Genomic DNA, 25,195 nt, shown 5'->3' with positions numbered 1-25,195 from the left:
CGCAGGAAAGGAACCATCGTGAGTGCGCACCCGGCCGGGCCCCGGCATGCCGAGATCCCGCATGCACCCAATCTGCCGGAGCGTCCCGCGACTCCGGCACAGCTGATCGACCTGCCCGCGAACGTGTGGCCCCGCAACGCCTCCCGCGACGCCGACGGCGTGGTGCGGCTGGCCGGTGTGCCGGTGAGCGAACTGGCCGAGCAGTACGGCACCCCGCTGTTCGTGGTGGACGAGGACGACTTCCGCTCGCGCTGCCGCGACATGCTGCGCGCCTTCGGCGAGCACGCGCGAATCCACTACGCCTCCAAGGCCTTCCTGTGCGGCGAGGTCGCTCGCTGGGTCCGCGACGAGGGCCTGTACCTCGACGTCTGCTCCGGCGGCGAGCTCGCGGTGGCGCTGCACGCCGGCTTCCCCGCGCAGCGAATCGCGTTGCACGGCAACAACAAATCGGTCGGTGAGCTGGAGGCGGCGGTGACCGCCGGCGTCGGTCACGTGGTCGTCGACTCGCTGATCGAGATCGAACGACTGGAGCGGGTGGCCGGGCGCGCCGGAGTAGTGCAGGACGTGCTGGTGCGCGTCACCGTCGGCGTGGAAGCCCATACGCACGAATACATCTCGACCGCGCACGAGGACCAGAAGTTCGGCTTCTCGATCGCCGGCGGCGACGCCATGGAGGCGCTGACCCGGGTGTTCGACGCGGAGAATCTGCGCCTGGTCGGGCTGCACAGCCACATCGGCTCGCAGATCTTCGAGATCGACGGCTTCGAGATCTCGGCCCGGCGCATGCTGCGGCTGCTGCGCGACGCCATCGACAAGTTCGGCGTGGAGCGCACCGAGCAGATCCACACGCTGGATCTCGGTGGGGGACTGGGCATCTCGTACCTGCCCAGCGACGATCCGCCGCCGCTGGACGACTTCGCGGCCAAGGTGCGCGATCTGGTGTCCGCGGAGGCCGCCCAGATCGGCTTGCCCACACCGGAAATCGCGGTGGAGCCCGGTCGCGCCATCGCCGGCCCGGGCACGGTGACGCTCTACGAGGTCGGCACGACCAAGGACGTGACCCTGGACGCGGGTGCGCGCCGCCGCTACGTCAGCGTCGACGGCGGCATGAGCGACAACATCCGCCCGGCGCTGTACCAGGCCGACTACGACTGCCGGCTCGTCTCGCGCGCCAGCGACGCCCCGCCGGTGGTCGCGCGCGTGGTCGGAAAGCATTGCGAGAGCGGCGATATCGTCATCCGCGACACCTGGATCCCGGCGGACGTGGGTCCGGGCGACCTGGTCGCGGTGGCCGGCACCGGCGCGTACTGCTATTCGATGTCCAGCCGCTACAACCTGCTCACCCGCCCGGCCGTGGTGGCCGTGCGCGACGGGCAGGCGCGGCTGATCCTGCGCCGCGAGACCGTGGCCGATCTGTTGAGCCTGGAGGTGGAGGCGTGAGCGAGGCACTGAGCCGGACCCGGGCCGGTGGATTCGGCGTCGATCACCCGATCGGCGTCGCCGTGCTCGGCATGGGCAACGTCGGCACCGAGGTGGTGCGCATCCTGCGCGACCACGCCGACGACCTGCGGCAGCGGGTGGGCGCGCCGGTCGTGCTGCGCGGGGTGGCGGTGCGCCGGCTCGGCGTCGACCGCGGCCTGCCGGACGAACTGCTGACCACCGACCCGGGCGCCCTGGTGGCCCGCGACGACGTCGATCTCGTGGTCGAGGTGATGGGCGGCATCGACCCGGCCCGCACGCACATCCTGGCCGCGCTCAACGCCGGCAAGTCGGTCATCACCGCGAACAAGGCGCTGCTGGCCGAGTACACCGGGGAGCTGGCCGCGGCCGCCGAGCGCAGCCGCGCCGACCTGTACTTCGAGGCCGCCGTCGCCGGGGCGATCCCGGTGGTCCGCCCGCTGATCCAGTCGCTGTCCGGCGACCGGGTCAACCGCGTGGTCGGAATCGTCAACGGCACAACGAATTTCATTCTCTCGGCGATGGACGAGACCGGCGCCGACTACTCCGACGTACTGGCCGAGGCCACCCGCCTGGGCTACGCCGAGGCCGACCCGACCGCCGACGTGGAGGGCTACGACGCCGCCGCCAAGGCCGCCATCCTGGCGTCGCTGGCCTTCCACACCCGCGTCACCGCCGCCGACGTCTACCGCGAGGGCATCTCGAAGATCACCGGCGAGGACCTGGAGACGGCCGCCGCCGTGGGCTGCACCGTGAAACTGCTGGCCATCTGCGAGCGCGTGCCGGGCGAGCTGCCCGCCGACGAGGGCGGCAAGGAGCGGGTGTCGGTGCGGGTGTACCCGGCGCTGGTCCCGCGCAAGCATCCGCTCTCGGCGGTCGACGGCGCCTTCAACGCCGTGGTCGTGGAGGCCGAGAACGCGGGCCGACTGATGTTCTACGGCCAGGGCGCGGGCGGCGCCCCCACGGCGTCCGCGGTGATGGGCGACCTGGTGATGGCCGCGCGCAACAAGTTCTACGGTGGCCGCGGCCCGGGCGAATCGGTTTATGCTGAGCTGCCGATCGCGCCGATCGGCGACACACCCACCCGCTACCACGTGAATCTGAAGGTCGCCGATCGCACCGGGGTGCTGCAGGCGGTGGCCGGCGAATTCGCCCAGCACGGCGTCAGCATCTCGACGGTCCGCCAGGAGGGACACGACGAGGGCGCCCGGCTCGTGGTGGTGACCCACCACGCGCAGGAGTCGGCGCTGGCCGATACGGTGGCAGCGCTCGCCGAACTGGAGTCCGTCACGTCCGTGACCAGCGTCCTGAGATTGGAAGGCACCGAGGAATGAGTACTGGAGTGCGGCCGACGGCTGTGCACACTCCCTGGCCGGGACTGATCGCCGCGTATCGCGATCGGCTCGCGGTCGGCGCGGACTGGGAGCCGGTCACGCTGTTCGAGGGCGGCACCCCGCTGGTGCCCGCGCACCACCTGTCGCGGCTCACCGGCTGTGAGGTTTATCTCAAGGTGGAGGGCCTGAACCCGACCGGTTCGTTCAAGGACCGCGGCATGACCATGGCGATGACCGACGCCAAGGCCCGCGGCCAGAAGGCGGTGCTGTGCGCCTCCACGGGCAACACCTCGGCCTCGGCCGCCGCGTACGCCACCCGCGCGGGCATGCACTGCGCGGTGCTGATCCCGCAGGGCAAGATCGCCATGGGCAAGCTGGCGCAGGCGGTCATGCTGGGCGCCAAGATCATCCAGGTGCAGGGCAACTTCGACGACTGCCTGGAGCTGGCCCGCAAGGTGACCGCCGAATTCCCGGAGGTCGGCCTGGTCAACTCGGTGAACCCGGCCCGGATCGAGGGTCAGAAGACCGCCGCGTTCGAGATCTGCGACGCCCTCGGCAAGGCCCCCGACGTGCACGCGCTGCCGGTCGGCAACGCCGGGAACATCACCGCGTACTGGAAGGGCTACAGCGAGTACCACGCCGACGGCGTCACCGGCAGCCGCCCGCGCATGCTGGGCGTGCAGGCCGCCGGGGCCGCGCCGCTGGTCGCGGGTGCGCCGGTGAAGAACCCCGAGACCATCGCCACCGCCATCCGGATCGGCGCGCCGGCGTCCTGGAACAGCGCGGTGCGCGCGCAGGAGGAGTCCGGCGGCGCCTTCCGGGCCGCGACCGACGAGGAGATCCTGGCCGCGTACCGGCTGATCGCGAGCACCGAGGGTGTGTTCGTGGAGCCCGCCTCCGCGGCGAGCGTGGCCGGGCTGCTCGCCGCTCGCGCGGAGGGCTGGCTGGACGCCGGGCTCACCGTGGTGTGCACGGTGACCGGCAACGGCCTCAAGGACCCCGACACGGCGCTGTCGGGAATGCCGGAGGTGCAAGCGATTCAGGTCGATCCGGTCGCGGTGGCCCACGAGCTCGAGCTGGCCTGAGTTGAGTTCGCGCGAAGGGCAATTGCTGACCCGGACCCTGCCGCCCGGTATCACCGTGACGGCCCGGGTCCCCGCGTCGAGCGCGAACCTGGGCCCCGGTTTCGATTCGCTCGGAATCGCTCTGGGACTTTATGACGAGATCGTGGTGCGCACGACCGATTCCGGGCTTACGATCCGGGTGGAGGGCGAAGGCGCCGACGACGTGCCTTGGGGCCCTTCACATCTCGTGGTGCGTGCGATCGAAAGGGGGTTGGAATCCGCGGGGGTCTGGGCGAACGGCCTGGATGTGTTGTGCCGCAATGTGATTCCGCACTCTCGTGGGCTGGGTTCGTCCGCTTCCGCGGTGGTCGGCGGACTGGCGGCGGGCCGCGGGCTCGCCGCCGAATTCGACTCGGAACTGAGCTGTGACGATGCCGAATTGGTCCAGCTGGCAGCGGAATTCGAGGGTCACCCCGACAACGCGGCCGCCAGCGTGCTGGGCGGCATCGTGGTGTCGTGGACGGAAACCGGCGGCCCGGTGGCGAGTGGGGTGAACGGCTCGGCCGATCATCAGCGCGTGTACCGCGCGGTGCGGCTGGATCCGCATCCCGCGCTGTGCGCGACGGTGCTCGTGCCCGAGGAGCGCTCCTCGACCGCGCACACCCGCGGCCTGCTGCCCGAACTGGTCCCGCACGGCGACGCGGCGTTCAACGCCAGCCGCGCGGCGCTCGCGGTAGTCGCCTTGACGCAACGCCCTGACCTGCTACTACCCGCCACGGCGGACCGGCTGCACCAGGGGTACCGCTCGTCGGCGCTGCCGTTGACGACGACGTGGATCGCCCGGCTGCGGGAGGCCGGAATCGCGGCCACGGTGTCGGGCGCGGGGCCCACGGTGCTGGCGTTGAGCACCGGTGAGTTCCCGGACGAACTGCGTGAACGCGCCGCGTCGGAGGGACTGCGCGTGGTCCGGCCGGACATTTCCGACGGCGTGCGGGTGGATTGACGGCGCGCCTGCCTTGCTGAGGTGAATTGTGGGAGCTATCCTGAGCGAGTCCGTACATCGTGCGCGTCAGTCGCCGGTGCTTCATCAGGGCAATCGCTCCAGAAGGCTCCTTGCTCAGGCTCGGGACCCGAGTCTCGGACGTCGAGGACAGCAACTGGAATGATCACTCCCACCTTTGTGAACCGGTGGCTGTGACCAGGTGGTGTTTCGCCGCCGGTCCGGCGGGGCAGGCGATACGGCATCCGAGTTCGGCGCAGTGACCGGACTTCGGGACGAAACCCTCGAACTAGCACACGGCAATCGAGGGAAGGAAAGGATCTCCGTGACAGATACGGACCTGCTCGCGACACCCGGGGTGGAGACCGAAGTGCGCACCTCGGGCCGCGAAAGTGACTCCGGACAGATTTCCAAGATGAGCGAACAAACTGACGTCGCACGATCGGGGCTGACTGGAATGTTGTTGCCGCAATTGCGTGCGCTTGCCGGGGAACTCGGAATCCGAGGCACTTCCGGGATGCGTAAGGGCGATTTGATCGCCGCTATCAAAGAAAATCAGTCCTCCGGGTCGGGGAAGGCCGCCGCCCCCGCGCGCGGCCGCGCCGAGAAGGCCGCCGACGCGAAGGGCGAGGTGCAGGCCGCCCAGACCGAGGCGCCGTCGACCCCCGCGGACTCCGGCACCACGAAGACCGAGCCCGCGGCCAAGGAGTCCGGCAAGAAGGCCGAGGCCAAGAACGAGAACGCCGGCAAGGGCGAGTCCGGCGGCAAGCCGGCCCGCGCCGAGCAGCAGACGCTCGACGGCGTCGGCGCCGACAAGCCGGCCGAGTCGCAGCCCGCCGCCGACGGTGGTGAGGACGGCGGCCGAGAGGGCGGCCAGCGCGGCCGCGGCCGGCAGCGCCGGGGCCGTGAGCAGCGCGCCGCGGAGGGGGCGGAAGCCAAGGCGGAGAACAAGTCCGAGGCGAAGGCCGAGGGCGAGGCGAAGCCGGAGCAGGAGGCCGGCGAGCGCCGTCGCGACCGCAACCAGCAGTCGGGTGGCCAGAACCAGAACAACCAGAACGGCACCCGCGGCGGCAACGACCGCAACGACCGCGGCGGCAACGACGACGACGAGTCCGGCCGGGGCCGGCGCGGACGGCGTTTCCGCGAGCGTCGCCGGGGTCGCGACCGCGACGGTGGCGGCGGCGGTGGCGAGAGCCGCGACGTCGAGATCCGCGAGGACGACGTCCTGCAGCCGGTCGCCGGCATCCTCGACGTGCTGGACAACTACGCGTTCGTGCGCACCTCGGGCTACCTGGCCGGGCCGAACGACGTGTACGTCTCGATGAACCTGGTCCGCAAGAACGGCCTGCGCCGCGGCGACGCCATCACCGGCGCGGTGCGCGCGCCCCGCGACGGCGAGGCCGGCAACCAGCGGCAGAAGTTCGACCCGCTGGTGCGCCTGGACACCGTCAACGGCGCCGACGTCGACAGCGCCAAGCGCCGTCCGGACTTCAACAAGCTGACCCCGCTGTACCCGAATCAGCGGCTACGGCTGGAGACTCAGCCCAACAAGCTCACCACCCGCGTGATCGACCTGATCATGCCGATCGGCAAGGGGCAGCGTGCGCTGATCGTGTCGCCGCCCAAGGCCGGTAAGACCACGATCATGCAGGACATCGCCAACGCGATCGCGGTCAACAACCCCGAGGTCTACCTCATGGTGGTGCTGGTCGACGAGCGTCCGGAAGAGGTCACCGACATGCAGCGCACCGTGCGCGGCGAGGTGATCGCCTCCACCTTCGACCGGCCGCCGGGGGATCACACCTCGGTCGCCGAGCTGGCCATCGAGCGGGCCAAGCGCCTGGTGGAGATGGGCCAGGACGTGGTTGTGCTGCTCGACTCCATCACCCGCCTCGGCCGCGCGTACAACAACTCGTCGCCGGCCTCGGGCCGCATCCTCTCCGGTGGTATCGACTCGACCGCGCTGTACCCGCCCAAGCGGTTCCTCGGCGCGGCGCGCAACATCGAGAACGGCGGCTCGCTGACGATCATCGCCACCGCCATGGTGGAGACCGGTTCGACCGGTGACACGGTGATCTTCGAGGAGTTCAAGGGCACCGGCAACGCCGAGCTCAAGCTGGACCGCAAGATCGCCGAGCGGCGCGTGTTCCCGGCCGTGGACGTCAACCCGTCCGGTACCCGCCGCGACGACCTGCTGATGAATCCGGACGAGGCCGCGGTGCTGCACAAGCTGCGGCGCGTGCTGTCCGGACTGGATTCGCACCAGGCCATCGACCTGCTGATCGACCGGTTGAAGAAGACCAAGAACAACCTCGAGTTCCTGATGACGGTCTCCAAGACCGCCCCGGGTCAGCTGGAGGAGTGAACCGGTTCGATTCGGTCTGACGGTTCGGCGGCGGCCTCGCTTCGGCGGGGCCGCCGCTGTGTCGTCGGGGCGAAGAACACCATTCCGATCAGCCCCGCGCCGATCACCAGGACCACCAGGATGATTCCGGTCGCGGTCGTGATGCCGCCGGTCGAGACGGCGTGGGCGGTGAACTGCAGTCCCGCGTCGGGCGCGGGCGCGGCTACCGGTTCGGGCCGACCGCCGGCCGACAGCAGTCGGCCGATCCCCGCCGTCAGCGACAAACCGGCCAATACCGCGCCGGCGATCAACTCGCGCGCGTGCGTACCCCCCGGCAGCACGCGCTTGTTCCGGTTTCGTGAACGACTTGTCTGCTCGGGTGCCGGTGACCTGGACCTCGTCGCCCCCCGAGCGGCGTGGAGATGCACTGATTTCCTTTCACCTGATCGCATGGTTCTCACCTGGCGATACTCTAGGAACACCGGTGTTCACATTCCCGAGTAGCGAGCTACTCGACTTCAGGGTGGCGCGAAAGCGCCGGATACGCGTGCCCGTAGTTTCTTGGGGACCGGGCCGGGGGCCGCGGGAACAAAAGCGTTTCCGGGTGTGTTTTGGGAGCGTGTCAGCGGTTCTGGCATACTGGACCGCTGGTGCGTCTGCTGGTAGAAGGCAGACCATCCCGCCTAGTCGGTTCCGGTTCACGCCCTCGCACGCCGAGGGCGACCCGGCGACCACATCGAAAGGACACCCATGAAGGCAGGAATCCACCCGAACTATGTCGACACCACCGTCGTGTGTGGTTGCGGCAACACCTTCCAGACTCGCAGCACCAAGGAGTCGGGCCACATCACCGTCGAGGTCTGCTCCCAGTGCCACCCGTTCTACACGGGCAAGCAGAAGATCCTGGACACCGGCGGCCGCGTCGCCCGCTTCGAGGCCCGCTACGGCAAGCGCGCCAAGAAGGGCGCCGAAGCAGACGCCAAGTAACGAGCCCGCCGACGCCCGTCCTGCCCCGCAGGCCGGGCGTTGGTGTGTTTCGGGACCCCCTCGCTTCTCACCTCTGTTCAAGGAGCCTCCGCGATGGCCGACAAGACGGCCCCGTCCGCGATCGACGACATTCTGGCCGAGCATGCCGGGCTGGAGACGCAGCTGTCCGATCCGGCGCTGCACAACAATCCGGGCGAGGCCCGGCGCGTCGGGAAGCGGTTCGCCGAGCTCGCTCCGATCATGTCGACCTACACCAGGCTGCAGGCCGCGCGCGACGACCTGACCGCCGCTCGCGAGCTGGCCGCCGACGACTCGTCGTTCGCCGCGGAGGTGCCCGAACTCGAGCGGCAGGTGCAGGAACTCGAGGAGTCGCTGACCGATCTGCTCGCGCCGCGCGACCCGCACGACGCTGACGACGTCGTGCTGGAGGTGAAGTCCGGCGAGGGCGGCGAGGAGTCGGCGCTGTTCGCCGCCGACCTGGCCCGCATGTACATCCGCTACGCCGAGCGGCACGGCTGGAAGGTCGAGGTGCTCGACGCCAACATCTCCGACCTCGGCGGCTACAAGGAGGCGACGATCTCGGTCAAGAGCCGCGAGCCCAGCCGCGACGGCGTGTGGTCGCGGCTGAAGTTCGAGGGCGGCGTGCACCGGGTACAGCGCGTGCCGGTCACCGAATCGCAGGGCCGCATCCACACCTCGGCCGCGGGCGTCCTCATCTACCCCGAGCCGGACGAGGTGGAGCAGGTGCAGATCGATGAGTCGGATCTGCGCGTGGACGTCTACCGCTCGTCGGGCAAGGGTGGTCAGGGCGTGAACACCACCGACTCCGCGGTGCGCATCACGCACCTGCCCACCGGGATCGTGGTGACCTGTCAGAACGAACGCTCGCAGTTGCAGAACAAGATTCGCGCCATGCAGGTGCTGTCGGCGCGGTTGCAGGCGCTGGCCGAGGAGCAGGCCGACGCCGAGGCCGCGGCCGGGCGGGCCAGCCAGATCCGCACCGTGGACAGGTCCGAACGCATTCGCACCTACAACTTCCCGGAGAACCGGATCACCGATCACCGCATCGGGTTCAAGGCCCACAACCTGGATTCGGTACTGGACGGTGATCTGGACGCCCTGCTCGACGCATTGGGTGAAGCGGACCGCGCGGCCCGGCTTGCTGCCGAATAACTCGCGGTGAGCGGGCCGGGTCGGGCAGGCTGGACGTCGTGACGCGAGTTCCGCTACGCCCCGCGGTCCTGGCGGCCGAGCAGACGCTACAGGCCGCCGGGGTCCCCAGTCCGCACGTCGACGCCGAGGCGCTGGCCGCCCACGTGCTCGGCGTCGAGCGCCCGCGGCTGGTGCTGATTCCGATGGTGACGCCCGAGCAACTCGAGGAATACCGGAAGCTGGTGGCGCGGCGGGCCGAACGCGTTCCGCTGCAACATCTCACGGGCACCGCGGCGATGGGGGAGATCGACTTGGCCGTGGGCCCAGGCGTTTTCGTGCCGCGGCCCGAGACCGAGCTGCTGTGCGCCTGGGCGCTGGCGCAATTGGAGGCGGCCGGGCACGAGCACACGCCGATCGTGGTGGATCTGTGCACCGGTTCGGGCGCGCTGGCGCTGGCCATCGCGCACGCCCGTCCCGACGCCGAGGTGCACGCGGTCGAACTCGATCGGGACGCGCTGCACTGGGCCCGGCACAATGCCGCCACGTGCGCGGCCGACGGCGACACCCCCATCTCCCTGCACGCCGGCGATGTCACGGACCCCGCGATCCTGTCCGCCCTCGACGGCCGCGTCGACGTCGTGGTCGCCAACCCGCCCTACGTCCCCACCTCGGCGCGGCTGGAACCCGAAGTGCGCGACCACGATCCGCACCGCGCCCTGTTCGGCGGCCCCGACGGCCTGGCCGTGATCCGCCCCATGATCGGCACCATCGCCCGCCTGCTGCGCGCCGACGGCGTCACGGCCGTCGAGCACGACGACAGCAACGGTTCCGACACCGCGGCCCTGTTCGCCGCCCACGGCGGTTTCACCGCGATAGCCGAACACCCCGACCTCGCGGGCAAGCCCCGTTTCGTGGCAGCCCGGCGCGTCGCCACCGACTAGTCCGGGCCGCGAGGTCATTCCGGCGGATTCGCGGGCGGCACCTCCATGCGGCAGGCGGCGGCGAGAGTGGCGGTGTCCCAATAGAACGGGTGCACTTCGGCGATGCGGCCGTCGGTGACGGTCACCGTCTGGAGAATCGGGAAATCGAGCTCCCGGCCCGTCGCGCGCGCCCGCGCGCGCACCCGGGTGTGGACGACGAGCGGGGAGACCTCGCGCAGATAGGTCTGCTCGACCATGTCGAAACGCTCCCACACCCCGCTCATCGCCCGGAAGAACTGCTCCATGCCGTCGTGCCCGCGCCAGATCCCGCCGTAGGGCAGCCCGTCGGCCTGATACAGCACGACGTCCGCGGCGAAGAACGGCGCGAGGGGCGCGAACGACGCCCGGCCCGGCCCGCCGGCGGCGAGGTACTCGGCCTCGGCGCGGTACATCCCTTCCAGCACAGCGACATCCGTGCCGATCCGTGAAGTGGTCATGGCAACCACTATCGAGCGCGCCCGCATCGGTCGCTGGCGGGAATTTGCCGCCGCGTGCGGGTCCCGGCGCTCGGGGACATCGGCGCTGGCCGTGGGGGTGTGCCGGGCTCGGCACCCTGCCGGGGAGCGTGGGGTGAGACACGTTCAATAGACTCTGCGCCGTGAGTACCGTCTACGACTGCTCCGATCCCGACTCTCGGGCCGCCGGGCTGACCGCCGCGCGGACGACCCTGAAATCCGGACGGCTGGCCGTGATTCCGACCGACACGCTCTACGGCATCGCCGCGGACGCGTTCGATTCGGCGGCCGTCAACGCCCTGCTGGCCGCCAAGCGGCGCGGCCGGGACATGCCGGTGCCGGTCCTGGTCGGTTCCTGGAACACCATCGACGGCCTGGTGTTCTCGGTGCAGTCGCAGGCACGGGACCTGATCCGGGCGTTCTGGCCCGGCGGGCTGAGTTTGGTCGTGCAGCAGGCGCCCTCGCTGGCCTGGGACCTCGGCGACGCCCGCGGCACGGTGATGCTGCGCATGCCGCTGCACCCGGTCGCGCTGGAACTGCTGCGCGAGGTGGGCCCGCTGGCGGTGTCGAGCGCCAACGTATCCGGGCAGCCGCCCGCCACCACCGTGGACGAGGCCCGCGATCAGCTGGGCGAACTGGTCGGGGTGTACCTGGACGGCGGCAAGGCCGAGCACAGCGTGGCCTCCACCATCGTCGACCTCACCGCCGACACCCCGCGCATCCTGCGCGAGGGCGCCGTGTCGACGGCGCGGGTGGCCGAGGTCCTGGGCCTGTCGCCGGACCGGCTGACGTCCGAAGCCACGCGGTGACGGCCTGGTAGATGGGTTTCAGTCAGAGCGCGGTGGTTCCGCTGCGCGAGCTGCTGCTGGTGCTGCTCGTGTCGGCGGTGGTGACCCTGCTGTCCACCGGCGGAATTCGGGTGCTGGCGATCGCCTTCGGCGCGGTGGCGGTACCCCGCGAGCGCGACGTGCACGTGAAGCCGACCCCGCGCATGGGCGGCGTCGGCATGTACGTCGGCGTGGTCGCCGCGGTGCTGTTCGCGCATCAGTTGCCCGCGCTGCGCCGGGGTTTCGATTTCGCGCCGGACATTCCCGCGGTGCTCGTGGCGAGCACGCTGATCGTGCTGGTCGGCATCGTCGACGACCGCTGGGGCCTGGACGCACTCACCAAATTCGTCGGCCAGATCACCGCGGCCGGCGTGATGGCCGTGATCGGGTTGAGCTGGGTCGTCGTCTACAACCCGTTCAACCAGACCACGGTGGTGCTGGACGCCTTGCAGGGCGGCCTGATCACGGTCGCCATCACGGTCACCATGATCAACGCGATGAATTTCGTCGACGGCATGGACGGCCTGGCCGCCGGGTTGGGCCTGATCTGCGCGGGCGCGGTGTTCGTCTTCTCGATGGGACTGCTCTACGCGCAGGGCGGTGACGTCAGCACCTATCCGCCCGCGCTGCTGGCCGCCGCGCTCGCCGGCGCCTGTCTGGGATTTCTGCCGCACAATTTCCAGCCGGCCCGCATATTCATGGGCGATTCCGGTTCCATGCTGATCGGTCTGATGCTGGCGGCCATCTCCACCGGCGCCTCCGGTCGAATTCCGCTCACCGGATACGGTCCGCGCGACTTCGTCGGTCTGCTCTCGCCGTTGTTGCTGGTGGGTGCGGTCATGTTCATTCCGGTACTGGATCTGGTGCTGGCGATCGTGCGCCGGGTGCGCGCGGGGGTGAGTTTCTCCACGCCGGACAAAATGCATCTGCATCACCGTTTGCTACAGATCGGCCATTCTCAGCGCCGCGTGGTGCTCACCATCTATCTGTGGGTGGGCGTACTGGCATTCGGGGCGGTCGGTACGTCTTTGATGGACCGCACCGTCGTGGTGTTGCTGTTCGCGGCCGGACTGGTATTCGCATTGGTCGTGACGGCGGTGCCGTCACTGCGGGAGGCGCTCGGATTGCGCCGGCGGATACCGCGCGGCCGGGGCGCGCGCACCGAATAGGTAGAGTGGCCCGCGTGAGCACGGCATCCGAGTACCACCCCGACGCACCGCTGCGGGCGGCCCTGCGCTACGGCATCGCCGGCCTGGTCGCGCTGGTGGTGCTGTCGGCCGTGCTGGGCTCGATATTCGCCGGGCTGCCCGGCCTGTGGGGCGCGCTGATCGGCTCGGCCATCGGCGGCTTCTTCATTCTCACCACCGCGGCACTGGTCCTGTTCAGCGCGAAATTGGAATCGGGCGTGCAGGGCATGGTGATGCTCGCCAGCTGGGTGGGCAAGCTGCTGGTGGTGATGATCGTGGTCGCCGTGCTGAAGCAGTTCGACTTCTACAGTTCGGTCGCCCTGTTCCTCACCGTGGTGGGCGCGCTGCTGATCGTGCTGGGGGCCGAGACGTACGGTCTACTGCGGCAACGAGTTCCGGCGGTCGAGACGCCCGACGAGCGCGCCGACCAAGATCGTTCAAATGTTTGAGCGCACCCCCTACACGTTGTCGTAGATAGCTTGGTAAACTCTTTACCGTAAGCAGCCGACCCAGGGGCGATCGCACGATCGGGAACCAGGCGGTTATGCTTACAGCCGTGCCGGACCTGAGGGGGTTCGGCTCTGCACCGTCGACGATGTCGCCGACGTACAGACGCCACGGCGGGTGAGCCCGCGCAGCTGCTGACGAACTTCGAGCCGACCTGAGTCGACCACCAGATCGTCAATGTCCGATCGAACCGCGGGTGGAAACACGGCCCGCGGCCCGAACACGGGAGAGAACGCTGAGCGTCACCACTTTGGCGGGCGAGTTCCACGCGCCTTCGCTGTCAGATTTCTTCCCTCCAGCTGTGCTGTTCGAGGGGACGCCATTCGAGCTCGACCGTTTGATGCTCATCCGCATCCTGATGGCGGCGATCTTGATTGCGGTGATGTTGCTCGCATTCCGCAGCCCCAAGATCGTGCCGCGCGGTCTGCAGAACGTGGCCGAGTACGGCCTGCTGTTCGTCAAGGAACAGATCTGCGACGAGGTACTGGGCAAGGAAACCGGGCGGAAGTATTTCCCGCTGATCGCGACGATCTTCTTCACGGTGCTGTTCCTGAACTTCTCCAGCATCATTCCGTTCCTGAACATCTCGTCGAACGCGCGCATCGGCATGCCGCTGGTCCTCGCCGCCATCGCCTACGTCGCGTTCAACGCCATCGGCATCAAGAAGTACGGCTTCTGGAAGTACATGCGCTCGAGCATCGTGGTGCCGAATGTGCCGCCCGCGATGCACGTGCTGCTGATTCCCATCGAGTTCATCTCGACCTTCATCCTGCGGCCGTTCACGCTGACCGTCCGACTCATGGCCAACATGCTCGCCGGCCACATCATGCTGGTGCTGTTCTTCTCGGCGACGCAGTTCTTCCTGTTCGACGGCGCCGCGTGGATGAAGGGTCTGTCGCCGTTCTCGCTGCTCGGCGGGTTCGCGTTCACCATGTTCGAGATGCTGGTGATCTTCCTGCAGGCCTACGTGTTCGCCCTGCTGACCGCCGTGTACATCGGCCTGGCTCAGCACGCGGATTCGCACTGACCGCACAACCGCACAAGAACTGACCCACTCCCGTCGCCCGGCGGGTGGGCAACAGAAAGGGAAAGAAAATCTCATGAGCCTCTCCTACGTGGCCGCCGAACTCGCCCAGACCTCCGAGAAGGTGAAGGGCTACGGCGCTATCGGTTACGGTCTGGCGGCCATCGGCCCGGGCATCGGCGTGGGTATCGTCGTCGGTAAGGCGATCGAGGGCATCGCCCGTCAGCCCGAGCTGCAGGGCACCATCCGGACCAACATGTTCCTGGGCATCGCGTTCACCGAGGCGCTGGCGCTGATCGGTCTCGTCGCCGGCTTCATCTTCTGATTGCCATGAACGGGATCCATTTGCTCGCCGAGGAGGCGGCGGAGGACAGAAACCCTCTGCTCCCCGAGGTCTACGACATCGTCTGGTCGGTCGTCGTCGTCGCGGTCATCGCGTTCGTCTTCTACAAGTACGTGATCCCGCGGCTGTCGAAGGTGCTCGACGAGCGCTCGAACAAGATCGAGGGCGGCATCGCGAAGGCCGAGGCCGCGCAGGCCGAGGCGCAGGCGACCCTGGAGCAGTACCAGCAGCAGCTGGCCGAGGCGCGGCTCGAGGCCGCGCGCATCCGTGAGGAGGCGCGCACCCAGGGCACGCAGATCCTCGCGCAGTTGCGGGCCGAGGCGCAGGCCGAGGCCGACCGCATCGTGGCCTCGGGCCACGCCCAGTTGGAGGCACAGCGCCAGCAGATCGTGACCGAGCTGCGGTCGGAGCTGGGCCACACCGCCGTCGACCTGGCCGAGAAGATCATCGGGCAGTCGGTGTCGGACGAGGCCAAGCAGGCCGCGTCCATCGACCGGTTCCTCACGGAGCTGGACGAGAAGGTCGGCATCGGGGTCGGAAGGTAGCGACACGAAAGTGGGAAGCATGTACGCAGCGAGCCGCGAGGCGAGTTCCCGTGCGCGGGAAGCTCTTTCGGCCGCTCTCACCGGGAGCGACTCCGTCGCCGCCACGACGGGCTCCGAACTGTTCGCCGTAGTCGCCGTACTCGACGACCAGCGTTCGCTGCGTGTGGCGCTCGCGGATAAGTCGGTGTCGAGTTCGGCGCGCGCCGAACTGGCCGAACGCGTCTTCGGCGGGAAGATCAGCGCCGCCACCACGGCCGTGCTGACCACGGCGGTCGCTCAGGACTGGTCCCGCACCCGGGATCTGGTCGACACCCTGGTGCTGCTCGGTCAGGAGGCGCTGCTGCGGGCGGCGGCCGACCGCGGGCGCATCGACGCGGTGGAGGACGAGCTGTTCCGGCTCGGCCGCATCGTCGAGGACAACCCGGACCTGGAGCAGGCGCTCGCCGACCGCGGCAAGACCGCCGCGGACAAGCGGGGTCTGCTGCAGCGTCTGCTCACGGGCAAGGTCGAGGACATCACGCTGCAGCTGGCCGAGCAGGCGGTCGCCCGCTCGCACGGCGACGTCGGCGTGGTCTTCGACCGGTTGTCCGATCTCGCGGCGTCGCTGCGCAAGCAGATCGTCGCGCATGTGCGCTCCGCCACCGCCCTCACACCGCAGCAGCGGGAGCACCTGGCGGCCTCGCTGCAGCGCATCTACGACAAGCCGGTCACGGTGCACGTCCAGGTCGACCCGACTTTGCTGGCCGGTGTCGTCGTGCGGATCGGCGACGACGTGATCGACGGCAGCGCCGTCGGACGACTGCAGCGCTTGCGCCAGTCCCTCGGGTGAGCAACCCGAGACCGCAACCCCCGACATTCCAGACCACAGCGAGAGCAGGAAGAACCATGGCGGAGCTGACGATCTCCCCCGATGAGATCCGTAGCGCGATCGAGAGCTACACCCAGAGCTACACCCCCGAGACCTCCATCGAGGAGATCGGTGTCGTCACCGACACCAGCGACGGTATCGCCCACATCAGCGGCCTGCCGTCGGCGATGGCCAACGAGCTGCTCGAGTTCCCGGGCGGCGTGCTGGGCGTCGCGCTGAACCTCGAGGACACCGAGATCGGCGCGGTCATCCTGGGTGAATTCGACACCATCGAGGAGGGCCAGCAGGTCCGCCGCACCGGTGACGTGCTCTCGGTGCCGGTCGGCGACAAGTTCCTGGGCCGCGTGGTGAACCCGCTCGGCCAGCCGATCGACGGCCTGGGCGACATCGAGGCCGACGACCGCCGCGTGCTGGAGCTGCAGGCCGCGACCGTGCTGGAGCGCCAGCCGGTCGGCGAGCCGATGGCCACCGGCATCACCGCCATCGACGCCCTGACCGCGATCGGCCGCGGCCAGCGCCAGCTGATCATCGGCGACCGCAAGACCGGCAAGACCGCCGTCTGCATCGACGCCATCCTGAACCAGAAGGCGAACTGGGAATCGGGCGATCCCAGCAAGCAGATGCGCTGCATCTACGTCGCCATCGGTCAGAAGGGCTCGACCATCGCCGGCGTCAAGGCCGCCCTCGAGGCGCACGGCGCGATGGACTACACCACCATCGTCGCCGCCCCGGCCTCGGACTCCGCGGGCTTCAAGTGGCTGGCCCCCTACACCGGCTCGGCCATCGGCCAGCACTGGATGTACCAGGGCAAGCACGTCCTGATCGTGTTCGACGACCTGTCCAAGCAGGCCGAGGCCTACCGCGCCATCTCGCTGCTGCTGCGCCGCCCGCCGGGCCGCGAGGCGTACCCGGGCGACGTGTTCTACCTGCACTCGCGCCTGCTGGAGCGCTGCGCGAAGCTGTCCGACGAGATGGGCGGCGGCTCGATGACGGGTCTGCCGATCATCGAGACCAAGGCCGGTGACGTCTCGGCGTTCATCCCGACCAACGTCATCTCCATCACCGACGGCCAGGTCTTCCTCGAGTCCGACCTGTTCAACAAGGGTGTGCGCCCGGCGATCAACGTCGGTACCTCGGTCTCCCGCGTCGGTGGCGCCGCGCAGACCAAGGGCATGAAGGGCGTGGCCGGTTCGCTGCGCCTGGAGCTGGCCCAGTTCCGCGAGCTGGAGGCCTTCTCGGCCTTCGCCTCCGACCTGGACGCCGCCTCGCTGGCACAGCTGGAGCGCGGCGCGCGCTGGGTCGAGCTGCTGAAGCAGGACCAGTACGCCCCCGTGTCGGTCGAGGACCAGATCGTCTCGATCTACCTGGTCGACGCCGGCTACTACGACTCGGTGCCGGTCGGCGACGTCCGCCGCTTCAACATCGAGCTGCTCGAGGACCTGCACCGCAACGCCGCCGACGCGTTCAAGGCGATCGAGGGCGGCAAGAAGCTCGAGGGCGAGGCCGCCGAGCAGATCAAGGCCGCGACCGACAAGTTCAAGCAGGGCTTCCTGGCCTCCGACGGCAGCCGCGTGGTGAACGAGGCCGACGCCGGTGAGCTGGATCACGAAGAGGTCGAGTCGCTGTCGGTCACCCGCAAGCACGTCGAGAAGTAAGAGACGACTCATGTGCGATTGCCGGATCGAAACGAATGAAGGGAGTGTGTGACGCATGGCTAGCATCCGCGAACTGCGCTCCCGCATTCGCAGTGTGAGTTCGATCAAGAAGATCACCAAGGCCCAGGAGCTGATCGCGACCTCGCGCATCACCAAGGCCCAGGCCCGGGTGGCCGCCGCGAAGCCGTACGCGGAGGAGATCACGAAGGTGCTCGGCGAATTGGCCGGTGCCTCCACCAACCTCACGCATCCGCTGCTGACCGAGCGCCCCAACCCGAGCCGCGCCGCCGTGCTGGTCATCACCAGCGACCGCGGCATGGCCGGTGGCTACAACTCCAACGTGCTCAAGCGCGCCGAGGAGCTGATGACCACGCTGCGCTCCGAGGGCAAGGAGCCGGTGCTGTACGTGATGGGTGCCAAGGGGCTGACCTACTACTCCTTCCGCGGCCGCAAGCCGAACGGATCGTGGGTCGGCTTCTCGCAGCAGCCGCACTACACCGACGCGTCCGCCGCGTGCAATCACCTGGTCGAGGCCTTCATGGCCGGCGGCGAGGGTGAGGTGCCGACGGCCGACGGCACCGACACCATGGCCGGCGTGGACGAGATCCACATCGTCTACACCCGCTTCGTGTCGATGCTGTCGCAGGTGCCGGAGGTACGCCGGCTGGCGCCGATCCAGGTCAGCTTCGTCGACGAGAACTACGAGCTGGGCGACGATTTCGTGTCGGACAGTCCCGACGCGAACGTCACCGCGCAGTACGAGTTCGAGCCCGACGCGGACACGCTGCTCGGCGCGCTGCTGCCGAAGTACGTGAACACCCGGATCTACTCGTCGTTGCTCGAGGCCGCGGCCTCGGAGTCGGCCGCGCGCCGCACCGCAATGAAGGCCGCCACCGACAACGCCACGGATCTGGTGAACAACCTGACCCGCCAGGCGAACTCGATCCGGCAGGCCAACATCACGCAGGAAATCAGTGAAATCGTCGGCGGCGCGAACGCGCTGGCAGCCACTGGCGACTGAGCCCGAGCCCACCCAGGAAGAAGAACAATGACCGCAGCAGTTACTGCAGAAAACACGAGCCGGGCGGGCGCTGGCACAGGCCGCGTCGCCCGGGTCATCGGCCCCGTCGTGGACGTCGAGTTCCCGCGCGGTGCCATCCCCGAGCTGTACAACGCTCTGCACGCCGAGATCTCGCTGCCCTCGGTGGCCAAGACCCTCACCCTCGAGGTGGCACAGCACCTGGGCGACAACATCGTTCGCACCATCTCGATGCAGCCCACCGACGGCCTGACCCGCGGCGCCGAGGTGCGCGACACCGGCAAGCCGATCTCGGTGCCCGTCGGTGACGTCGTGAAGGGCCACGTGTTCAACGCGCTGGGCGACTGCCTGGACGCGCCGGGCACCGGCCGTGACGGCGAGCAGTGGGGCATCCACCGCGAGCCGCCGCCGTTCGACCAGCTCGAGGGCAAGACCGAGATCCTGGAGACCGGCGTCAAGGTCCTCGACCTGCTCACCCCGTACGTGAAGGGTGGCAAGATCGGCCTGTTCGGTGGCGCCGGTGTCGGCAAGACCGTGCTGATCCAGGAGATGATCACCCGTATCGCGCGCGAGTTCTCCGGCACCTCGGTGTTCGCGGGCGTCGGCGAGCGCACCCGTGAGGGCACCGACCTGCACCTGGAGATGGAGGAGATGGGCGTCCTGCAGGACACCGCCCTCGTCTTCGGCCAGATGGACGAGCCGCCGGGGACGCGTATGCGCGTGGCCCTGTCCGCGCTGACCATGGCGGAGTACTTCCGCGATGTGCAGGGCCAGGACGTGCTGCTGTTCATCGACAACATCTTCCGTTTCACCCAGGCCGGTTCCGAGGTGTCGACGCTGCTGGGCCGCATGCCCTCGGCCGTCGGTTACCAGCCGACCCTGGCCGACGAGATGGGTCAGCTGCAGGAGCGGATCACCTCGACCCGCGGCCGCTCGATCACCTCGATGCAGGCGATCTACGTGCCCGCCGACGACTACACCGACCCGGCGCCGGCCACCACCTTCGCCCACCTGGACGCGACGACCGAGCTCTCCCGCCCGATCTCGCAGAAGGGCATCTACCCCGCCGTCGACCCGCTGACCTCGACCTCCCGCATCCTGGAGGCCTCGATCGTCGGCGACCGGCACTTCGCGGTGGCCAACGAGGTGAAGCGAATCCTGCAGAAGTACAAGGAACTTCAGGACATCATCGCCATCCTCGGCATGGACGAGCTCTCCGAGGAGGACAAGGTCCTCGTCGGCCGCGCCCGTCGCCTGGAGAAGTTCCTCGGCCAGAACTTCATCGTGGCCGAGAAGTTCACCGGCCAGCCGGGTTCGGTCGTGCCGCTGGAGCAGACCATCGACGACTTCGACCGGGTCTGCAAGGGCGAGTTCGACCACCTGCCGGAGCAGGCGTTCAACTCCTGCGGTGGCCTGGACGACGTCGAGGCGGCCGCGAAGAAGATCGCCGGGAAGTAGTCCATCATGGCCGATATGTCAGTTGATCTGGTCGCCATCGAACGGCGGCTGTGGTCGGGGCAGGCGAGTTTCGTCATCGCCGAGACCACCGAGGGTCAGATCGGTATTCTGCACGGCCACGAGCCGCTGCTCGGCCAGCTGGTCGAGGGCGGCACCGTGATCATCGACAGCAGCGAGGGCGAGCGCATCGTCGCCGCCGTGCACGGCGGGTTCTTCTCCGTGACGGCGTCGAGCGTGCGCATCCTCGCCGAGTCGGCGGAATTCGCGAGCGATGTCGATGTCGAGGCCGCGCGGGCGGTGCTCGCCGACCCGAACGCGTCCGAGCGGGCGCAGAGCGTCGCGCGCGGACAGGTGCGCGCGGCGGAGGCCGTGCGAGCCTGACCCGCAGCAACATTCGAGCGACGGCCCCCGGGAATTCTCCCGGGGGCCGTCTTTCGTATTCGCGACACAGTTGCCCGCCTGCGCACGAATTACGCGGCGCGGGTTAGTATCGAGCGCCGGTTCGATCGAGACCGCGCGCGCCGAACGATTTTTCGGCATTTCAGAACTTCCGGCTTCACCCGAAGTACCCAGAATTACCTCAGCACTTACTGGTTGGCGCAAGCGTGGTCGCCATCGGCAGTACAGGGCGGCCTCGCCACGATGAGCGAGGGGTGGATGATCGAGAATCGGGTAAAAGGTACGCGATGGTTCGTGCGGTGCGCCGCGGCCGCCGCGACAATGGTTGCGGTATTCGGACTCTGGTCGCCGGGCGCGGCGCGAGCGGATACCTTCGTGCCGTTGCCGGACGGGCATATCGAGCGGTCCGGAGTGGTGATCCACAGCTCCGGTGAGCACGCGATCCTGTCGCCGTCGCTGGCCGCCAACGGCGCGGGCCGCACCGCCTGGGTCAGCGGCGATGTGACCGTCGACGTCGACACGCCGCCCGGCGAGGTGGGCCCCAACAACGGCGCGCTGAACGTGCCGGGCACCAACGACTCGTCGACGCACGGCTCCTCCGGGCTGACCGTCGGCTACCTCGTCGGATGCCAGGTGGCGCTCGGGTCGTTCGGTCCCTCGCTCGGCGCGACCCTGTCGCAGACGCCGTCGGTCACCGTCGGCGTGTCCTTTCCGATCAGCCCCGGCGAGGTCAAATGGGTGCAGATCAACAACAAGGACATGACGAAATCCGGGCGGTACTACCTGAATTACCAGGACGTCCCGATGGAGATCCAGGGCTGTGCCGGTTACGCGCAGGCCCGCAGTTTCGCCGTCGTCGAAATCATCGGCGCCGATTACCACAAGGTCACGCTGTACGGCCAGCCGTTCAGCATCGGCTGAATCCGAACGCACGATCGGAAAGGAGACGCATGATGCGCGGTAGTGCGGTGCGCTGCGGCCGGGCACTCGGGCTGGCGGCGGCGGTGACGGTCGGGCTGGGCCTGTGCTCGTCGGGTGCGGCGAACGCGGACACTTTCGTTCCGCTGCAAGGCGGTTCGGTCACCCGGACGCTGGGCGACGGGACCGTGGTGACGCTGTCGATCCTGGACGAGTCGGCCACGATCAGCGGCTCGATGGGCGCGACGCCGACGCACCGGAACGTGTGGGCGTCGGCCCGCGCGGTGGCCGACGTGTCCGGGCCCGGAGCGAGCAGTGCGAGCATTCAGCTGAATCCGGGGTACGTGGTCGGCTGCCAGGTGGACATCGGGTCGCTGAATTCGTCGGACACGGACGAGCAGGGCACGACGAGCGGCAACAACGGCCTCGGCCTGGCCGCACCGGTCATCGGCGTCACCGAAACGCTCACCCTCTCGCCCGGCCAGGCCGTGACCCGCTACCTGCTCGACATCGAGCAGCCCGACGACTACGGCAACGAGATCCACAAGAAGCACCCCACGGTGCACGGCTCACACGCCAGCGTCGACTGGACCGACGAGACCTTCGCGGTCGACGGCTGCGGCGGTTACGCCCAGGCCAGGGCGTTCACCATGGCCGACGTGGCGACCGACGCCGGCGAGAGCATGGTCACCGTCTGGGGCCAGCCGTTCACGATGGGCTGACCCGGGCGCACGGCGAGTTTCCGCTACCCGGCGGCAGTGCGCGCCGCCGGGGTGTACCGGGCGCACCGCACTGTGGGACTGTTTGTAGACTCGCCCCAACGGTGACCCTGCTCGGGGATGGCACGGCACTCGCACCAGCACAGGGGCAATGGCGAAGGGACGGACCTGGATTGCGGACCGGGATGGTGCTTCTGATCATTCTGGTGCTGTTGCTCGTCGGCCTGGCCCTGGTCTCGATCTATCGCTTCGTCATGCTGCGCCGCGGCGGGACGGCCGCGATCCTGCGGGTACTGCCGGCCAAGGGCGGACAGGGCTGGCGGCACGGTCTGATTCGCTACGACGAAGACCGCTTGGTCTTCTTCAAGCTGACCAGCGTGAAACTGGGTGCCGACTGCACGATTCGCCGGTTGGGCATCGAGGTGGTCGACCGCCGCGGCCCGGTCGGTGACGAGTACGACATCATGACCGACGACATCATCGTGATCGCGGTGTCCGACGGCGACGGCAGTTACGAGCTGGCCCTGGATCGCGGTGCGCTGGCGGCCTTCCTGTCCTGGGTGGAGTCGCGTCCCTCCGAACGGATCCGCCGTCGCAGGTGACCCCGAACCGACGTTAGGGTGGCGGGGTGAGCGTGCACCTGACTCGGATCTATACGCGTACCGGTGACGACGGCACCACGGGCCTGAGCGACTTCTCCCGGGTGGCCAAGACCGACGCGCGCCTGGTCGCCTATGCCGACTGTGACGAGACCAATGCCGCGATCGGTGTCGCGATCGCGCTCGGCGCACCGGATCCCGAGATCGAACGGGTGCTGCGGCAGGTGCAGAACGACCTCTTCGACGCGGGCGCCGACCTGTCGACGCCGGTGGTGGCCGAGCCGAAGTACCCGCCGCTGCGCATCACCCAGGACTACATCGATCGATTGGAGCGGTGGTGTGACCGATTCAATGACGGTCTGGCGCCGCTGAATTCGTTCATCCTGCCCGGCGGCACGCCGCTGGCGGCGCTGCTACACACCGCGCGCACGGTGGCCCGCCGGACCGAGCGGTCGGCGTGGGCGGCCGTCGCGGCGCATCCCGACGACACCTCGGTGCTGCCCGCGAAATATCTGAACCGCCTGTCGGACCTGCTGTTCATCCTCGGGCGAGTGGCCAATCCGGACGGCGACGTGCTCTGGCGCCCCGGCGTTTCCGACGAGAACGCGGGGGACGCGGAGTAGCGGTGCGGCCGTGGCTGTGTTGCGACATCCGCCGTCGGCCGGGCGGAGTGGTCACCATCGTCGGTCTCGCCCACTAGGCTGAGCCCCGTGAGTGAACGGTTTCTGGTAACCGGGGGCAGTCGGCTCGCCGGCGAGGTGGCGGTCGGCGGTGCCAAGAACAGCGTGCTCAAGCTGATGGCCGCCGCACTGCTCGCGGAGGGCACCACGACGATCACGAACTGCCCGGACATCCTCGACGTCCCGCTGATGGCCGAGGTGCTGCGCGGCCTCGGCTGCGATGTGGTGGTCGACGGCTCGGTGGTCACCATCGACACACCCACCGAGCCGAAGTACCACGCGGATTTCCCCGCGGTCACGCAGTTCCGGGCCTCGGTGTGCGTCCTCGGACCGCTGATGGCCCGGTGCAAGCGCGCGGTGGTGGCGCTGCCGGGCGGCGACGCGATCGGTTCGCGCCCGCTCGACATGCACCAGACCGGGCTGCGGCTGCTCGGCGCGACCAGCGAGATCGAGCACGGCTGCCTGGTCGCCCGCGCCGACGAGCTGCAGGGCGCGCGCATCCGGCTGGACTTCCCGTCGGTCGGCGCGACCGAGAACATCCTGATGGCCGCGGTGCTCGCCGAGGGCGAGACGGTGATCGACAACGCCGCGCGCGAGCCGGAGATCGTCGACCTGTGCACGATGCTCACCCAGATGGGCGCGCGGATCAGCGGCGCCGGCACCTCGGTCCTGACCATCGACGGCGTGCGCAAGCTCGCGCCGACCACCCACCAGGTGATCGGCGACCGCATCGTCGCCGCCACCTGGGGTATCGCCGCCGCCATGACGCTCGGTGACGTCCGGGTGACGGGCATCAATCCCAAGCACCTGTCCCTGGTACTGGACAAGCTCCGGTCCGCGGGCGCGCGAATCTCGTTCGAGCCGGACGGTTTCCGCGTGCTGCAGGCCGAACGCCCGCGCGCGGTGAACTTCTCGACCTTGCCGTTCCCCGGTTTCCCGACCGACCTGCAGCCGATGGCGATCGGCCTCGCGGCGATCGCGGACGGCACCTCGATGATCACCGAGAACGTCTTCGAGGCGCGATTCCGGTTCGTGGAGGAGATGATTCGCCTCGGCGCCGACGCCCGCACCGACGGTCACCACGCCGTGGTGCGCGGCATCCCGCGGCTGTCGAGCGCGCCGGTCTGGTCGTCGGACATTCGCGCCGGCGCCGGTCTGGTGCTCGCGGGTCTGGTCGCCGACGGCGTGACCGAGGTGCACGACGTCTTCCACATCGACCGCGGCTATCCCGACTTCGTGGAGAACCTGCGTGCCCTGGGCGCCGGGGTGGAGCGCGTCAGCTGACTCGGAAACCCCCTCCGACCAGGCGATTTGACATCGATTCCACCGACACGTAACTTATTCCGAGTCAGAGCGACACGGACACCGACCCGGGCCGAAAGGTCAGGGACACGAGGTTGGACGATGAGCGCCGGACAGATCACACTGGCTCGACCGAGACCCCGATTTGGTTCGGGGTGGCTGGCTGAGCTAAGCTGGAAAAGTTGCCTCACCGATCGAGCAGGCGAAAGTCTGGGAGATGGTTTGTGCGTGTGTTCTTTGAGAACTCAATAGTGTGTCGATGAATGTCAGTGCCAATTATTTTTGGTTCCGGCTCTCTACACCCCCGTGTGAGGGTCGGGCATTTTTGTCAGCTATTTTCCGGCTGGCGTT

At 68.7% G+C, this 25,195-nt stretch carries 26 protein-coding genes; 24 read left to right on the top strand and 2 right to left on the bottom strand.

Going from position 1 to position 25,195, the window contains the following annotated elements:
* Positions 1–18 precede the first annotated feature (18 nt).
* The 5 genes from lysA to rho all read left to right on the top strand — a co-directional run bounded on the left by lysA (position 19) and on the right by rho (position 7,221).
* Entirely contained in the window at positions 19–1,440 is a 1,422-nt protein-coding gene (gene lysA / locus IU476_RS13040; protein ID WP_195099952.1) for a diaminopimelate decarboxylase, read from the top strand.
* Positions 1,437–2,792, top strand: a complete 1,356-nt coding sequence (locus IU476_RS13035) for a homoserine dehydrogenase (protein WP_195099950.1) — start codon at positions 1,437–1,439, stop codon at positions 2,790–2,792. The genes lysA and IU476_RS13035 overlap by 4 nt, the downstream gene beginning before the upstream one ends.
* Positions 2,789–3,877 (top strand): threonine synthase, encoded by a 1,089-nt coding sequence (gene thrC, locus IU476_RS13030; protein WP_195099949.1) that lies wholly within the window; start codon positions 2,789–2,791, stop codon positions 3,875–3,877. The genes IU476_RS13035 and thrC overlap by 4 nt, the downstream gene beginning before the upstream one ends.
* Before the next feature lie 25 nt (positions 3,878–3,902).
* Entirely contained in the window at positions 3,903–4,859 is a 957-nt protein-coding gene (gene thrB / locus IU476_RS13025; protein ID WP_195100937.1) for a homoserine kinase, read from the top strand.
* Between the two features lie 322 nt (positions 4,860–5,181).
* Positions 5,182–7,221 (top strand): transcription termination factor Rho, encoded by a 2,040-nt coding sequence (gene rho, locus IU476_RS13020; protein ID WP_195099947.1) that lies wholly within the window; start codon positions 5,182–5,184, stop codon positions 7,219–7,221.
* On the opposite strand, the gene IU476_RS13015 is transcribed toward rho, so the two are convergent.
* A complete protein-coding gene (locus IU476_RS13015; RefSeq protein WP_195099945.1) occupies positions 7,206–7,541 on the bottom strand; it encodes a hypothetical protein in 336 nt (111 codons plus the stop codon). The genes rho and IU476_RS13015 overlap by 16 nt on opposite strands.
* Before the next feature lie 409 nt (positions 7,542–7,950).
* On the opposite strand from IU476_RS13015, the gene rpmE reads away from it, so the two are divergent.
* The 3 genes from rpmE (at position 7,951) to prmC (ending at position 10,280) form a co-directional block, all read left to right on the top strand.
* Positions 7,951–8,187, top strand: coding sequence for a 50S ribosomal protein L31 (rpmE, locus tag IU476_RS13010; RefSeq protein ID WP_195099943.1), 237 nt, complete (start codon positions 7,951–7,953; stop codon positions 8,185–8,187).
* Between the two features lie 93 nt (positions 8,188–8,280).
* Positions 8,281–9,360: a peptide chain release factor 1 gene (gene prfA, locus IU476_RS13005; protein ID WP_195099941.1), complete on the top strand. Its 1,080-nt coding sequence runs from the start codon at positions 8,281–8,283 to the stop codon at positions 9,358–9,360.
* 38 nt (positions 9,361–9,398) lie between these two features.
* The gene (prmC, locus tag IU476_RS13000; protein WP_195099940.1) at positions 9,399–10,280 is read left to right on the top strand and encodes a peptide chain release factor N(5)-glutamine methyltransferase; all 882 of its coding nucleotides are present in this window, start codon (positions 9,399–9,401) and stop codon (positions 10,278–10,280) included.
* Between the two features lie 14 nt (positions 10,281–10,294).
* On the opposite strand, the gene IU476_RS12995 is transcribed toward prmC, so the two are convergent.
* The gene (locus tag IU476_RS12995; protein WP_228823641.1) at positions 10,295–10,756 is read right to left on the bottom strand and encodes a nuclear transport factor 2 family protein; all 462 of its coding nucleotides are present in this window, start codon (positions 10,754–10,756) and stop codon (positions 10,295–10,297) included.
* A gap of 161 nt (positions 10,757–10,917) precedes the next feature.
* Between IU476_RS12995 and IU476_RS12990 the strand changes: the two genes are divergently transcribed.
* The 16 genes from IU476_RS12990 to murA all read left to right on the top strand — a co-directional run bounded on the left by IU476_RS12990 (position 10,918) and on the right by murA (position 24,826).
* On the top strand, positions 10,918–11,583 hold the full coding sequence (locus IU476_RS12990) for an L-threonylcarbamoyladenylate synthase (RefSeq protein ID WP_195099937.1): 666 nt from the start codon (positions 10,918–10,920) through the stop codon (positions 11,581–11,583).
* Positions 11,584–11,594: 11 nt separating this feature from the next.
* A complete protein-coding gene (locus IU476_RS12985; protein ID WP_195099935.1) occupies positions 11,595–12,770 on the top strand; it encodes an MraY family glycosyltransferase in 1,176 nt (391 codons plus the stop codon).
* A gap of 14 nt (positions 12,771–12,784) precedes the next feature.
* Positions 12,785–13,237: a Cg1360 family ATP-synthase-associated protein gene (locus IU476_RS12980; RefSeq protein ID WP_195099933.1), complete on the top strand. Its 453-nt coding sequence runs from the start codon at positions 12,785–12,787 to the stop codon at positions 13,235–13,237.
* Between the two features lie 308 nt (positions 13,238–13,545).
* Positions 13,546–14,322 carry a F0F1 ATP synthase subunit A gene (gene atpB / locus IU476_RS12975; protein ID WP_500048424.1) on the top strand — a complete coding sequence of 259 codons (777 nt, stop codon included), beginning with the start codon at positions 13,546–13,548 and terminating at the stop codon, positions 14,320–14,322.
* 73 nt (positions 14,323–14,395) lie between these two features.
* Positions 14,396–14,644, top strand: coding sequence for an ATP synthase F0 subunit C (locus tag IU476_RS12970; RefSeq protein WP_187684978.1), 249 nt, complete (start codon positions 14,396–14,398; stop codon positions 14,642–14,644).
* Between the two features lie 5 nt (positions 14,645–14,649).
* Positions 14,650–15,207: a F0F1 ATP synthase subunit B gene (locus IU476_RS12965; RefSeq protein ID WP_195099931.1), complete on the top strand. Its 558-nt coding sequence runs from the start codon at positions 14,650–14,652 to the stop codon at positions 15,205–15,207.
* A 19-nt stretch (positions 15,208–15,226) separates the two neighbouring features.
* On the top strand, positions 15,227–16,036 hold the full coding sequence (locus tag IU476_RS12960) for a F0F1 ATP synthase subunit delta (protein ID WP_195099929.1): 810 nt from the start codon (positions 15,227–15,229) through the stop codon (positions 16,034–16,036).
* A 56-nt stretch (positions 16,037–16,092) separates the two neighbouring features.
* Positions 16,093–17,730, top strand: a complete 1,638-nt coding sequence (gene atpA, locus IU476_RS12955; protein WP_195099927.1) for a F0F1 ATP synthase subunit alpha — start codon at positions 16,093–16,095, stop codon at positions 17,728–17,730.
* Between the two features lie 55 nt (positions 17,731–17,785).
* On the top strand, positions 17,786–18,751 hold the full coding sequence (locus tag IU476_RS12950; RefSeq protein ID WP_195099925.1) for a F0F1 ATP synthase subunit gamma: 966 nt from the start codon (positions 17,786–17,788) through the stop codon (positions 18,749–18,751).
* A gap of 27 nt (positions 18,752–18,778) precedes the next feature.
* Complete coding sequence (gene atpD, locus IU476_RS12945; RefSeq protein WP_195099923.1) at positions 18,779–20,227, top strand: F0F1 ATP synthase subunit beta; 1,449 nt, start codon at positions 18,779–18,781, stop codon at positions 20,225–20,227.
* Between the two features lie 6 nt (positions 20,228–20,233).
* Positions 20,234–20,608 (top strand): F0F1 ATP synthase subunit epsilon, encoded by a 375-nt coding sequence (locus IU476_RS12940; protein ID WP_195099921.1) that lies wholly within the window; start codon positions 20,234–20,236, stop codon positions 20,606–20,608.
* A gap of 393 nt (positions 20,609–21,001) precedes the next feature.
* Positions 21,002–21,547 (top strand): MspA family porin, encoded by a 546-nt coding sequence (locus IU476_RS12935; protein ID WP_324194046.1) that lies wholly within the window; start codon positions 21,002–21,004, stop codon positions 21,545–21,547.
* 29 nt (positions 21,548–21,576) lie between these two features.
* Positions 21,577–22,266 (top strand): MspA family porin, encoded by a 690-nt coding sequence (locus tag IU476_RS12930; protein ID WP_228823639.1) that lies wholly within the window; start codon positions 21,577–21,579, stop codon positions 22,264–22,266.
* Positions 22,267–22,448: 182 nt separating this feature from the next.
* Positions 22,449–22,865, top strand: coding sequence for a DUF2550 domain-containing protein (locus IU476_RS12925; protein ID WP_195099917.1), 417 nt, complete (start codon positions 22,449–22,451; stop codon positions 22,863–22,865).
* Between the two features lie 26 nt (positions 22,866–22,891).
* Entirely contained in the window at positions 22,892–23,485 is a 594-nt protein-coding gene (locus tag IU476_RS12920) for a cob(I)yrinic acid a,c-diamide adenosyltransferase (protein ID WP_195099915.1), read from the top strand.
* An 87-nt stretch (positions 23,486–23,572) separates the two neighbouring features.
* Positions 23,573–24,826, top strand: coding sequence for a UDP-N-acetylglucosamine 1-carboxyvinyltransferase (gene murA, locus IU476_RS12915; protein ID WP_195099914.1), 1,254 nt, complete (start codon positions 23,573–23,575; stop codon positions 24,824–24,826).
* Positions 24,827–25,195: the final 369 nt, after the last annotated feature.

The sequence above is a fragment of the Nocardia blacklockiae genome, assembly GCF_015477355.1.
GTDB classification, from domain to species: Bacteria; Actinomycetota; Actinomycetes; order Mycobacteriales; family Mycobacteriaceae; genus Nocardia; species Nocardia blacklockiae.
This window is presented reverse-complemented; position numbering and strand designations above follow the sequence as displayed.